The sequence below is a fragment of the Microbacterium aureliae genome (genome assembly GCF_054780155.1).
The window spans coordinates 1,188,265-1,199,894 of record NZ_BAAGWW010000001.1; the positions used below are offsets into that span (position 1 = coordinate 1,188,265).

At 72.6% G+C, this 11,630-nt stretch carries 15 protein-coding genes; 6 read left to right on the plus strand and 9 right to left on the minus strand.

Annotated elements, in window-relative coordinates; translation table 11 throughout:
• Positions 1-49 precede the first annotated feature (49 nt).
• A complete protein-coding gene (locus ACYVF4_RS05750; RefSeq protein WP_460720599.1) occupies positions 50-883 on the plus strand; it encodes an alpha/beta fold hydrolase in 834 nt (277 codons plus the stop codon).
• Here ACYVF4_RS05750 and ACYVF4_RS05755 read toward each other — a convergent pair.
• From ACYVF4_RS05755 to ACYVF4_RS05770, 4 genes are all read right to left on the minus strand, one after another.
• Positions 841-1,290 carry a hypothetical protein gene (locus ACYVF4_RS05755; protein ID WP_460720601.1) on the minus strand — a complete coding sequence of 150 codons (450 nt, stop codon included), beginning with the start codon at positions 1,288-1,290 and terminating at the stop codon, positions 841-843. The two genes, ACYVF4_RS05750 and ACYVF4_RS05755, sit on opposite strands and share 43 nt — an antisense overlap.
• Positions 1,287-1,517 carry a hypothetical protein gene (locus tag ACYVF4_RS05760; RefSeq protein WP_460720603.1) on the minus strand — a complete coding sequence of 77 codons (231 nt, stop codon included), beginning with the start codon at positions 1,515-1,517 and terminating at the stop codon, positions 1,287-1,289. The genes ACYVF4_RS05755 and ACYVF4_RS05760 overlap by 4 nt, the downstream gene beginning before the upstream one ends.
• Before the next feature lie 100 nt (positions 1,518-1,617).
• Positions 1,618-1,917, minus strand: a complete 300-nt coding sequence (locus ACYVF4_RS05765) for a GNAT family N-acetyltransferase (RefSeq protein WP_460720605.1) — start codon at positions 1,915-1,917, stop codon at positions 1,618-1,620.
• A 63-nt stretch (positions 1,918-1,980) separates the two neighbouring features.
• Positions 1,981-2,721, minus strand: coding sequence for an SGNH/GDSL hydrolase family protein (locus tag ACYVF4_RS05770; protein WP_460720607.1), 741 nt, complete (start codon positions 2,719-2,721; stop codon positions 1,981-1,983).
• 612 nt (positions 2,722-3,333) lie between these two features.
• Between ACYVF4_RS05770 and ACYVF4_RS05775 the strand changes: the two genes are divergently transcribed.
• The 4 genes from ACYVF4_RS05775 (at position 3,334) to ACYVF4_RS05790 (ending at position 5,883) form a co-directional block, all read left to right on the plus strand.
• Entirely contained in the window at positions 3,334-4,092 is a 759-nt protein-coding gene (locus ACYVF4_RS05775; RefSeq protein ID WP_460720609.1) for a winged helix-turn-helix domain-containing protein, read from the plus strand.
• Between the two features lie 54 nt (positions 4,093-4,146).
• Positions 4,147-5,121, plus strand: coding sequence for a DNA-3-methyladenine glycosylase family protein (locus tag ACYVF4_RS05780; RefSeq protein WP_460720611.1), 975 nt, complete (start codon positions 4,147-4,149; stop codon positions 5,119-5,121).
• A gap of 102 nt (positions 5,122-5,223) precedes the next feature.
• A complete protein-coding gene (locus ACYVF4_RS05785; protein WP_460720613.1) occupies positions 5,224-5,637 on the plus strand; it encodes a VOC family protein in 414 nt (137 codons plus the stop codon).
• 21 nt (positions 5,638-5,658) lie between these two features.
• Positions 5,659-5,883: a hypothetical protein gene (locus ACYVF4_RS05790; RefSeq protein WP_460720615.1), complete on the plus strand. Its 225-nt coding sequence runs from the start codon at positions 5,659-5,661 to the stop codon at positions 5,881-5,883.
• 119 nt (positions 5,884-6,002) lie between these two features.
• Here ACYVF4_RS05790 and ACYVF4_RS05795 read toward each other — a convergent pair whose 3' ends face one another.
• Positions 6,003-6,833 carry an aldo/keto reductase gene (locus tag ACYVF4_RS05795; protein ID WP_460720617.1) on the minus strand — a complete coding sequence of 277 codons (831 nt, stop codon included), beginning with the start codon at positions 6,831-6,833 and terminating at the stop codon, positions 6,003-6,005.
• Between the two features lie 69 nt (positions 6,834-6,902).
• Positions 6,903-7,091, minus strand: a complete 189-nt coding sequence (locus ACYVF4_RS05800; protein WP_460720619.1) for a hypothetical protein — start codon at positions 7,089-7,091, stop codon at positions 6,903-6,905.
• Positions 7,092-7,242: 151 nt separating this feature from the next.
• On the opposite strand from ACYVF4_RS05800, the gene ACYVF4_RS05805 reads away from it, so the two are divergent.
• Positions 7,243-9,363: a heavy metal translocating P-type ATPase gene (locus ACYVF4_RS05805; protein WP_460720621.1), complete on the plus strand. Its 2,121-nt coding sequence runs from the start codon at positions 7,243-7,245 to the stop codon at positions 9,361-9,363.
• Positions 9,364-9,527: 164 nt separating this feature from the next.
• Here ACYVF4_RS05805 and ACYVF4_RS05810 read toward each other — a convergent pair whose 3' ends face one another.
• The 3 genes from ACYVF4_RS05810 to ACYVF4_RS05820 all read right to left on the minus strand — a co-directional run bounded on the left by ACYVF4_RS05810 (position 9,528) and on the right by ACYVF4_RS05820 (position 11,567).
• Complete coding sequence (locus ACYVF4_RS05810) at positions 9,528-10,337, minus strand: Cof-type HAD-IIB family hydrolase (RefSeq protein ID WP_460720622.1); 810 nt, start codon at positions 10,335-10,337, stop codon at positions 9,528-9,530.
• 63 nt (positions 10,338-10,400) lie between these two features.
• Positions 10,401-10,979, minus strand: coding sequence for a DUF1349 domain-containing protein (locus ACYVF4_RS05815; protein ID WP_460720624.1), 579 nt, complete (start codon positions 10,977-10,979; stop codon positions 10,401-10,403).
• Between the two features lie 30 nt (positions 10,980-11,009).
• Positions 11,010-11,567 (minus strand): dihydrofolate reductase family protein, encoded by a 558-nt coding sequence (locus ACYVF4_RS05820; RefSeq protein ID WP_460720626.1) that lies wholly within the window; start codon positions 11,565-11,567, stop codon positions 11,010-11,012.
• Positions 11,568-11,630: the final 63 nt, after the last annotated feature.

Genomic DNA, 11,630 nt, shown 5'->3' on the forward strand with positions numbered 1-11,630 from the left:
GCGAGGGGGCGCGCGGGTCGCCCGATCGACCGGCCGCTACGCTTCTGTCATGCCCGAATCCGCCGCCCCCGAGGACGAATTGGGCGCCGACGGACCGGGCGCGAAGGCGCCCTACGCGTTCGAGCACGCGGGGGCGACGATGATCGTCGAAGAGGAGTCGTCGGGTCCGCGGACCTTCGTGCTGCTGCACGGTCTGGGGATGGGGCGCACGGTGTTCGTCGGCCTGACCGCGGAGCTCGCGGCCCTCGGTCGCGTGTACGCCGTCGATCTTCCCGGCTACGGGCAGGCGCCCGAGCCGCCCCGCACGCTCACCATGGAGCGTCATGCCGACCTCATCGCCGCCTTCCTCCGGTCGCGGGGCGGCCGGCGGGCGGTCGTCGTCGGACATTCGATGGGCAGCCAGATCGCCGCCGAGATCGCCGCCCGGCATCCCGATCTCGTCGAAGCCGCCGTCCTGATGGCGCCGACCGTCGACGCGCGGGCGCGCACGTGGCACCAGCAGGCGCTGCGACTGGGGCGCGATCTGCTGCGCGAGAATCCGCGCGTCCTGTTCATCGGGGCGCGGGAGTACGCCCGGTCGTGGCCGAACTTCCCCCGCGAACTCCGGGCGGTCCTGGCCCACAGCCCGGAGCGGGCGTACGCCAATGTGAAGGCGCCGGCCCTCGTCATGCGCGGGCAGAAGGATCCCGTTGCTCCGCGCGAATGGTGCGAGGTGGTCACGGCGATGCTGCCCGACGGCGAGTACACCGAGATCCCGGGGCACCGTCACGAGACGATGATCCGGGATGCCGGGCCCGCCGCCGAGCGGATCGCCGGGTTCCTCGCGCGGATCGAGGCGCCTTACGACTCCTCGGGTGCGGCTGAGTCGCCCGTCGAGATCTGACGCGCGAGCTCGCGCACCTCGTCGTCGGGCAGATCGACGCCGGACTGGTCCAGCCGCTGACGCAGCACGTCGGCGACGCGCTCGAGCGGCTGGTCGCCGACGTCGGAGCGGGTCTGAGCGACGATCCCGGCGACCTTGTCGACCGCCGACGCGTCGTTCTGCGCCATGGCGGGCAGACGCTGCTCCTGCTCGCTGCCGAGGCCGCCGGGCGTGCGCTGGGCCTGCCCTGCGGTCGTCGTGTCGCGCCCGCCGTCCTGACCGTGGTGGTCGCCGTCGGCCGTGGGGATCACACCGATGCCGACCGCCTCGTGGCTGGGCTCCGGGGCCGCGGGGGTCGCCGGCTCCTCCGCCGAGGCCTCGCGCGCCTCGTCGGCGTTGTCGAACTGGTTCTCGGCGCTGCCGCTCATGATCCGCATCCTTCGTCGTCGGTCTGGTCGTCGGTGGCGAGGTCGGGGTCCGCGCCCTGCCGCACGGCTTCGCCGGCGGCCGGGTCGTCCGGCGGCGAATGATCCGCCGCCAGCTCGGCGGAGCCGCGCGCGGCGGCGTCGCGCTCCGTGCTCTCGGCGTCGCCGACGGGGTCACGGCCGCCGGGCGGGGCGGCGTCGATCACGCCGTCGGGAAGTTCGCGCTCCATGGGGACTCCTCTCGTCCGCTCCCACCATGACCCGCGGTCGGGTCGGGCAGGTAGGGCTTGACAGGCGAGGACGAGGGGCTAGCCTCAGGGCGCGATGGGCTCAGGCGGTGCGCGAGCGCGCGAGCACGTCGCCGCGTTCGGGGTGGTCGGCGAACCAGTCGGCGACGTACCAGCACACGGGGATGACCGCGCGGTCGCCCGCGCGCTCGATCTCGGCGACGGCCCGGTCGACGAGATCACCGGCGTACCCGTGCCCGCGGAAGGTGGGGATCGTGTACGCACGGGTCATCGCCACGGTGCGCCCGTCGTCGCGGTAGTCGAGCACGCTGACCAGGTCGCCGCCGCGCGAGAGGGTGTACCGCGAGGCGTCGGGTTCGTGGACGAAGGTCAGGTCGGACATGCCGACAGGCTAACCCCGCGCGGCGGAAGCGCTCTCAGGACGGGCGGAATCCTGAGCCCACCTTCAGGGAGTCCAGGGACCGGCGTCCCACGTGATGGCCGCGAGCTTCTTCTGCCCCTGGAGATTCGGATGGAACCAGTCCCACGACAGGTCCGTCCGAAGGAAGTCGGTGTTCGCCACCGCACCGCCGTCCCACCAGCACTTGGCGGTCGCGGCGCACGCGGCGGCGAGCTCGGCGTTGAACGCGTCGACGCGCGCCTGCGTCGCGAGGGTGTCCTCGGCGAGCGCGCGGCACTTGTCGGTGATCGACGCGAGCGAGTTCGGGTAGTCCTTGTTGACCTCCCACAGCCGTTGAAGGTTCGGGATGCTGGCGACGAAGATCGTCGGCTTCGCGCCGCTCGCCGCGAGCCGGGTCAGTGTCGTGTCGATGTGAGAGCGGAACGTCGCGACCGTGGTCATGGTCGCCACCGACGAGGCGCAGGCGTCGTTGGCTCCGACGAGGAGGGTGACGTACTTGGCCCCCTGCGACACCGCGCGCGAGGCCTGCGCGGGCACGTCGGCCGCGACGGCGCCCGGGACGGCGTACGTGCCGACGGAGCGTACCTTCGCCCCGAGGGCGTTCAGCCGGGTGACGTGAGACTGGACGGTCGAGCTGGAGCCGGTGGCCCAGCTGTTGGACGAGCAGTAGTAGATCGCCCAGCATGTGGTCGACGCCTGGGTGAGGGAGTCGCCCAGCGCGGCCACGCTGTTCGGCAGCGATGTGCCTCCGCCGCCGCCTCCGCCCTTGTCGGGCGGCGCGGCCATCGCCCCACTCGCCCCCGCGACCGATCCGGCCACGATCGCCAGAGCGGCGAGTACGCTCGCCGCCCGCCTTCCCCAGCTGCCACGTGCGCGCATGACGGCCTCCCCAGGTGTCGCGCTCAGGACCGGCATACACCCGTCGCGTCGGCGCCGCAAGAGACCGCGATGCACGCGGGACTGCGACGCGCCCGGACTGAGACGGCGTCGCAGCGGCGGCGATTGAGCATAGTGCTCGGTCGCGGTCGCGTCCAGCACCGGCATCCGTGCGATTTGACGCATGGGGACGCACTCCGTCATAATCGGCCTCATGACTGACAACGCGCTTTCTCTGTCCGCCTGGGAGGCGAACGGGACTGCCGGCATGATGATGGCCGGCCGCGTTGCTCTGTGTTGTCGAATGTGCCACTAGCACGGTGACCTCTGCCGGACTTGCGCCCGAGGAGCGATGATTCCTCGGAGTGACCAGCGAGTCCCCCGAAGCGCCGGACACGTGCGTCGATCACGCGCCGCCGACCGCTTCGCATCGCCCTCTCGCCGGGGCCTCATCGCAACACTCTTCGAACCCTTTCCGGGCCTGCTGGGGGCCGGGGTTCACTTCCTCCGAGGACCATCATCATGTCGAACACCGCCCTTCTCGAGCGCCCCACCCACCTGCGCCCCGTGACCACTTCCGCTCCTGCCCTGCGCGCCGTGCCCGCGCCGGCTCCCGCTGCCCCGGTTGCCGCCGCGCCCGCCGCGCCCGCTCAGCCCACGCACCACCTTCCCCCCGGAACCGCGCCCCGCGGCTTCGCGCTGTACGTCGGACTCGACGAGGCCAAGGCCGCCGCCGCCGGGGTGTCCCTCGGGGTGCTCGTCGAGGCGCTTCGCCGGACGCTGTCCGAGCTCGCCCCCGACGCCGAGACGTACGCCACCGTCGCCCTCGCGCCTGCCGGCGCCGGCGGCCGCGACGTCGACGTCGTTCGCCGCGCCCTCCACGAGCCCTCTGCCATCGCGCGCACCAAGCAGGACGAACCCAGCGAAGAGGAGCGCGCCGCCCGCGGCGTCATCGTCGACATCTCGCGCAAGCGCGTCCTGATCGACAGCGAGTCGGCCGCCCTCACCTTCAAGGAGTTCGAGCTGCTGCAGTACCTCGTCCTGCGCGAGGGCCGCACCATCGAGCGCACCGAGCTGGTGTCCTCGCTGTGGCAGGGGTCGACGGACGAGGAGACGCCGGGCGAGCGCACGATCGATGTGCACGTGCGCCGGCTGCGCTCCAAGCTCGGCCGCTACGAGGACATCGTCCGGACGGTCCGCGGCGTCGGCTACCGCTTCGACCGCCACGCCGATGTCGTCATCCGCTACGGCCACGGCACCCCTTCGCCCGACCGCTTCTGACCCCTCCCGGACGCCCGACGCCGCGCTGTCCGGCCTGCGTCGTAGGGTGAGGGCATGAGCCGCCCGCAACCCGCCGCCGCGCGGCGCGCGGCTGTGGCCGGGGCGACCGCGGCACCGCCGCTCGAGACCGAATACCGGCCGTCCCGCCCGCTCGACCTGCTGCGGACCGTGGGGTTCCAGCGCCGCGGCGCCGGCGACCCGACGCTGAAGATCGCAGGATCGGTGCTGTGGCGGGCCAGTCGCACCCCCGCGGGGGTCGCCACCCTCGCGCTTCGGCAGTCGGCCCCCGGGGTCGTCCGCGCTGCCGCGTGGGGGCCCGGCGCCGGCTGGGCGCTCGAGCAGGTGCCCGCCCTGTGCGGCGGGCACGACGACGATTCGGGGTTCGACGCGGCGCGGCATCCGCTCATCGCCGACGCCCACCACCGCAACCCGGGTCTGCGCCTGAGCCGCACCGACCTCGTCTTCGACGCGCTCGCGGGCGCCGTCATCGAGCAGAAGGTCACCGGCACGCAGGCGTTCGGCGCCTGGCGGCGCATCGTGACGTGGCACGGCGAGCCGGCCCCCGGCCCGGTGCCCGCCCCGATGTTCGCGCCGCCCACGATCGAGGGCTGGCGGCTGGTGCCTTCCTGGTCCTGGCATCGCGCCGGACTCGAGCCGCCGCAGGCGCGGACGATCGTCGACGCCGCCCGCCGGGGCGAGGCCGTGGAGCGCGCGGTGGTCGCCGCCGCCGACGGCGACGGGCGCGATCGCGTGCTGCAGAGCCTGCGGGGCGTCGGCCCGTGGACGGCCGCCGAGACGCGCATCAAGGGCCTCGGCGATCCGGACGCGGTGAGCGTCGGCGACTACCACGTCGCCCACGAGGTCGGCTATGCGCTGACCGGGCACCGCGTCGACGACGACGGGATGCTGGAGCTGCTGGCCCCCTGGTCCGGCCACCGCCAGCGGGTCATCCGGCTCATCGGGGCGAGCGGCGTCCGAGAGCCCCGGCGGGGCCCACGCCTGCACCCCGAGGACCACCGGGACCGCTGACCGGGGCTGCCGCGAGGGTCTCTTGCGGATGTCGGAGGCCGCGCCCACACTGGGGACGGCGCGCGGCCGGACGCGGCATCCATCGACGAATCAGGAGTCAGCATGGCCACCCTCAACCCGTACCTGTCGTTCCGCACCGAGGCGCGCGACGCGATGACCTTCTACCAGAGCGTGTTCGGCGGCGACCTCGACGTCTCGACGTTCTCGTCGTACGAGGGGATGGTGCAGGACCCCGCCGAGGCGGAGCTTGTGATGCACGCCCATTTGACGACGCCCGACGGCTTCACCCTCATGGCGTCGGACACCCCGTCGTCGATGCCGTACGCGCCGCCCGCCGGGATGTCGGTGTCGGTGAGCGGCGACGACGAGGCCCAGCTGCAGGGCTTCTGGGACCGCCTGTGCGAGGGCGGACAGGTCGTGATGCCGTTCGACACCCCGCCGTGGGGCGGCAGGTTCGGCATGCTGAAGGACCGCTTCGGGATCGACTGGATGGTCGCCTACAGCCCGGCGACGTAGCGCCGCGCCTAAGGTGAAGGCATGAGCGGAGGACGCGGCGGCTGGACGCGGGGGCACACCCGATGGGGCCTGGGGACGGCGTTGCTGTTCACCGTCGGCATCCTGTTCGGTCTCATCTGGGGGAACGTCTGGCTGGGCCTGGTGCTCGCCGGCGCGATCTCGATCGGCTGGCTGATCGCGTACGAGTCCTCACGCGGCCGCAACGTCGGGATCTACGACCGCGACGACGACGGCGCGCAGCTCTAGCCGCCTCCCCCTCCCCCGGCCGCGAGACTGCATCTCCGGCCCGAGACCGCGGTCCACACCCACCGTCTCGGCGCAGAGATGCAGTCTCGCGGAGGGGGCGGGGGCGGGGGACGACGGCGCTACATCTCCTCGTGGGTGTCGGGGTCGCCGTCCCACAGCCGGCCGCGCTCGAGCGCGGTGAGCGCGTCGACGTGGTCGTCCGCGAGGGTGAACCCGAAGATGTCGGCGTTCTCGCGCTGCCGCTCCGGGTCCGCGGACTTCGGGATCGGGGTCGACCCCAGCTGCACATGCCACCGCAGCACGATCTGCATCGGCGTGACGGCGTAGACCACCGCGAGCTCGGCGATCAGCTGCTCCAGCATCAGGTCGCGGCGGGCCAGCGGACTCCAGCTCTCGGTGCGGATGCCGTGCTCGGCGTGATACGTCCGCAGCGGTGTCTGGGGGAAGTACGGATGCAGCTCCACCTGGTTGACCGCCGGCGTCACGCCGGTCTCGTCGATCAGCCGCTGCAGCATCGGCTCGGTGAAGTTCGAGACCCCGATCGAGCGGACGAGCCCCTCGTCCCGCGCCTGGATCATGCCTTCCCACGTCTGCACCCAACGGTCGACCCCGGGGTTCGGCCAGTGGATGAGGTGCAGGTCGATGCGGTCGAGCCTCGTGCGATCCAAAGAGCCGCGGATGCTGTCGATCGCCTCGGCGCGGCCGTGCTGGCGTCCCGGGATCTTCGACGTGATGACGAGCTCGTCCCGGTCCACGCCGCTGCGGCGGACCGCTTCGCCGACCTCGGTCTCGTTCTCGTAGTTCACGGCGGTGTCCACGAGGCGATAGCCGGATTCGATCGCCGCAGTGATGGCGGCGATCCCCTCCTCTCCCCGCAGGTTGTAGGTGCCGAGTCCGAGCTCGGGAAGAGACGACCCGTCGTTCAGGGGCGTCGTGGGGATGGTGAGCATGACGTCATCCTCTCGCTCGCGCAAGGGAACGGGATGCCGCCCCCCGCGGCATCCCGTTCGGTTCGTGGGTCAGACGTTCTCGACGTCGCCGTCGAGGGTGCCTTCGGCAGCGGCCTGCTCGTCTGCGGCGGCGCTGTCCAGGCGCGCGTCATCGAGATCGGGGTCCAGGGGGCGCTCGACGTCTTCGCCGCCGATGCGGTCGCCGTCGAGGTCGTCGTCCCCGTCGGGGACGGGCAGCAGGGGTGGGGTCATCGACATGGGGTGTCCTTTCGCCGGTCCTTTCGACGCTAGGTCGGCCGCGCGGGGCGCCCCAGGGGGTTGCGCGCATCGACGCAAGTCGTTACCCGCTGGCGCGAGATTGTCCGCCCCTCTGGGAATTGATACCCCCACAGGGTATGTTGAGGCTGACATGGACGCACACAAGGGACACCGCCCCGGCACGACTCAGCCCGAGCACGGCCCGCACGACGGGCACGCGGGCCACGACGGGCACGCGGGCCACGACCGCGGCGCGGGCCACAACGAACACGCCGGCCACGGCACGCACGGCGGCCACGGCGAGCACGGCGGCCACACCGGGCACGTCGACCGTTTCCAGCGCCTGTTCTGGGTGATGCTCGTGATCGCGGTGCCCGTCATCGCGCTCTCGCCGATGTTCGGGATGCTGCTCGGCTACGAGCCTCCGGCATTCGCCGCCTGGATCCCCCCGGTCCTCGGAACAGTGATGTACGCGTGGGGCGGCAGCCCCTTCCTCACCGGCGCCCTCTCCGAGATCAAGGCGCGCAAGCCCGGCATGATGCTGCTGATCGGCCTCGCTATCACGGTGGCCTTCTTCGCGTCCTGGGGCGCGAGCCTCGGCATCCTGCATCACGCTCTGGAGTTCTGGTGGGAGCTGGCGCTCCTCATCGTCATCATGCTGCTCGGCCACTGGCTCGAGATGCGCTCGCTCGCGCAGACGACGTCGGCGCTGGACTCCCTGGCCGCGCTGCTGCCGGATGAGGCCGAGAAGGTCGACGGCGACTCCGTCACGACGGTCGCCCCCTCGGACCTGGTCGTCGGCGACGTCGTCGTGGTCCGTCCCGGCGGGCGGGTGCCCGCCGACGGCGAGGTCGTGCAGGGGTCGGCGAGCATCGACGAGTCGATGATCACCGGCGAGTCCCGCCCGGTGCGGCGCAGCGAGGGCAACCCGGTCGTCGCGGGCACGGTCGCCACCGACTCCGGACTCCGGGTCCGGGTGACGGCGATCGGCGAGGACACGGCGCTCGCCGGCATCCGGCGCCTCGTCAGCGACGCCCAGGCGTCGTCGTCGCGTGCGCAGCGCCTGGCCGACCGCGCGGCGGCGTGGCTGTTCTGGTTCGCCCTCGGCGCCGCGGCGATCACTGCGGTCGTCTGGACGGTGCTCGGGATGCCGGACGAGGCTGTCGTCCGCACCATCACCGTCCTCGTCATCGCGTGCCCGCACGCCCTGGGCCTGGCGATCCCGCTCGTCGTGTCGATCGCGACCGAACGGGCCGCGCGGGCCGGGGTGCTCGTGAAGGACCGGCTGGCCCTGGAGAGCATGCGCGGCATCGACACCGTTCTCTTCGACAAGACCGGCACCCTCACCAAGGGTGCCCCGGCGGTCACCGCGGTCGAGCCCGTCGAGGCCTTCACCGCCGACGAGGTGCTGGCCCTCGCCGCCGCCGCCGAGGCGGACTCGGAGCACCCGCTCGCCCGCGCGATCGTGGCGGCGGCCGCGCACCTGGACGTCCCGCACGCGACGGACTTCTCGTCCTCGCCCGCGGTGGGCGTGCGCGCACAGGTCGCGGGGCGCGTCGTGCGCGTGGGCGGCCCGCACCTGCTGGCCGAAGAGGGTCTGACCGAGCTGGATGCCGTCAGCGCGTGGCGTGACGAGGGCGCGATCATCCTGCACGTCGTCGTCGACGGCGCCGTGGCCGGCGCCCTTCGCCTGGCCGACGAGATCCGGCCCGAGTCGCGGCAGGCCGTCGAGGCGCTCCACGCGCGCGGCGTGCAGGTCGTGATGATCACCGGCGACGCCGAGGCGGTCGCCGCGTCGGTGGCCCGCGAGCTCGGCATCGACCGCTACTTCGCCGGCGTCCGCCCCGAGGACAAGGCCTCGTCGGTGGCCGAGCTGCAGCGCGAGGGCCGCAAGGTGGCGATGGTGGGCGACGGCGTCAACGACGCGCCCGCCCTCGCTCAGGCCGACGTGGGCCTGGCGATCGGCGCGGGAACCGACGTCGCGATCGGCTCCGCCGGCGTGATCCTCGCCGGCTCCGACCCGCGCGCGGTGCTCTCGGTCATCGAACTGTCCCACGCGTCGTACCGCAAGATGGTGCAGAACCTGTGGTGGGCGGCCGGCTACAACCTCATCTCGGTACCCCTGGCCGCCGGCATCCTGGCCCCCGTCGGAATCGTGCTGCCGATGTCGGTCGGGGCGGTGCTGATGTCGCTGTCGACCATCGTCGTCGCCCTCAACGCGCAGCTGCTGCGGCGCCTCGACCTGCGCCCCGAGGTCGTCGCCGCCCGCTGAGACGTCGGCGCGTGATGCGCGCCCCGACCGGCATCCCCTCCCCTCGCCGTCCGCGAAGGGAGGGGATGTCGCCGGAAGGAGGGTGGATTAGGGCGTTCGCGTCCTCCGCAGCCCGACATCCAGTCCGCTCGCCGTCGGCGAGGGGAGGATGCCGCTGAGCGCCCTCAGCCGAGCAGGCGTTCGATCGTGGTGACGACGCCGTGCTCGAGGTTCGAGGGCGCACGGTGGCGGGCGCGGGCGGCGAGGTCCGGGTGGGCGTTGGCCATCGCGAAGGACAGGTCCGCGGCATCCAGCAGCTCGAGGTCGTTGAGGTAGTCCCCGAACGCCGCGGTCTGGGCGCGGGTGACCCCGAGCGCCTGCTGCAGGCGCTCGAGCGCGACGCCCTTGTTGACTCCGGTGTTCATGACGTCGATCCAGCGGTGGCTCGACACCACCACCTGGTGGGTGGCGCGCAGGTCGTCGAATTCGGGGGCGATGTCGCCGGCCTCGCCGAAGCAGTACAGCGCGAGCTTGAGGATCTGGTCGTCGATCCGGTGCAGGTCGTCGACCACCTCGAGATGCGTGTAGTAGTGGTCCGCCTCGTCGCGGAACGCGGCATCCGACCGCTCGATGTGCGCCGAACGCTTGCCGCACACGACGAGCCCGAGGTCGGCGCCGGCGTCGCTGAGCGCGCGCACGCGATCGATGACGGATGCCGCGACCGCCGGCGACAGCGCGTCCGAGCTGACCTCGTTCCCGGCGTGAACGACGTACGCGCCGTTCTCGGCGATGAAGACCATGTCGTCGAGGTGTTCCGCGAACAGCCGCTGGAGCGTCGCGAGCTGGCGGCCGCTGGCAGGAGCGAACCGGATGCCGCGCTCGGCGAGCCGGTCCATGAGCGGCCAGAGGGAGTCGGGCACTCGCCCGTCGCCGTCCAGCAGGGTGCCGTCCATGTCGACGGCGATGAGCCTCAGGTCGGGGGCGGGAAACGTCATGCGGAACCTCCGCCCCCAGCCTACGGAGGTTCGGCGGAGGCCTCGGACCGCGGCATCCTCACGTCAATGGAGGCTGCCGTCGGGGGCGGTGCGCCTCCAGTCGTGGAACGTCACGGTGAGTCCGGCGCGCGTGGGCGCGCACGTGAACGGCCCCGCTTGGGCGGTGAGGCCCGGGGCGAACGGCACGACGCGCACCAGCTGCGGCTCGCGGCCGTCGACCGCCGCGCGGATCGTGAGGGCGTCGCCCGCGCGGCTCACCCGGATGCGGACCCGCCGGCCGAGCCAGTCGGGCACAGGCGCGAGCGACCAGTCCGAGACGCCGTCGGTGACGACCGCGCCCAGCTGCAGGCGCCCGTCGGCGAACTCGACGCCGGCCTTGACCCAGTGCGCCTCACTCACACGGACGAAGACGCCAGCCTGGTCGAACTGCGCCGAGAACGCCGCGGTGAACTCGACCTCGACCGCGCTGTCCTGCTCGAACCCCGCCACGAGCGCGTGCTCGCTGTCGTGGATGAACCCGTAGGACGTGGTCCGCCACGCGTCGCTGCCCTCGGCGGCGGTGACGAGAAGGTCGCCGCCGCGCTCCTCGGCGTCGACGGGCGGATGGGTCCAGCGGCCGGCCGACCAGGCGATCTCGTGCATGGGCCCATCCTGGCAGGGCCGGCGCCCGCCTCAGGCAGGGTCGACCGGCGCGTAGCGGGTGAGCACCACCTCGTCGGGGAGCGTCTCGACGCCGACCAGCGTCAGCTCCGGCCGGAAGCCGGTGGCGAAGTACGGCAGCCCCTCGCCCAGGACCACCGGCTGCGTGTACAGACGGTACTCGTCGATCAGGCCGGCACGGCCCAGGGATGCCGCCAGTTCCGGCCCCGACACCTCGATGACGCCGTCCACCTCGGTCGCGAGCGCGCCGATCGCACCGACCGGGTCCTCGCGGATGAGCCGCACTCCCTCGGGCGCGTCGGCGAGCGTGCGCGAGACGACGACCTTGGGCGTCTCGGCCCACGCACGGGCGAACTCCTCGGCGACGGCATCCCGATCCGGATCGGGCTCTCCCCAGTAACGCATCATCTGCCACATGCGGCGGCCGTAGACGCTCACCGCGGTGTCGTGCTGCAGGTCGTTGAAGTACTGGTGCAGCGCGCGCCCGGGAACGGGGAGGGTGATGACCCCCTCGGGATCGGCGACGAAGCCGTCGAGCGAGACGAGCATGCCGTACACGATCCGCGCCATGACGCCCTCCGCCGCCGGCGCACAGGGGCGCCGTGCGACCGAACGCTACGCCGCCCCTGCGAC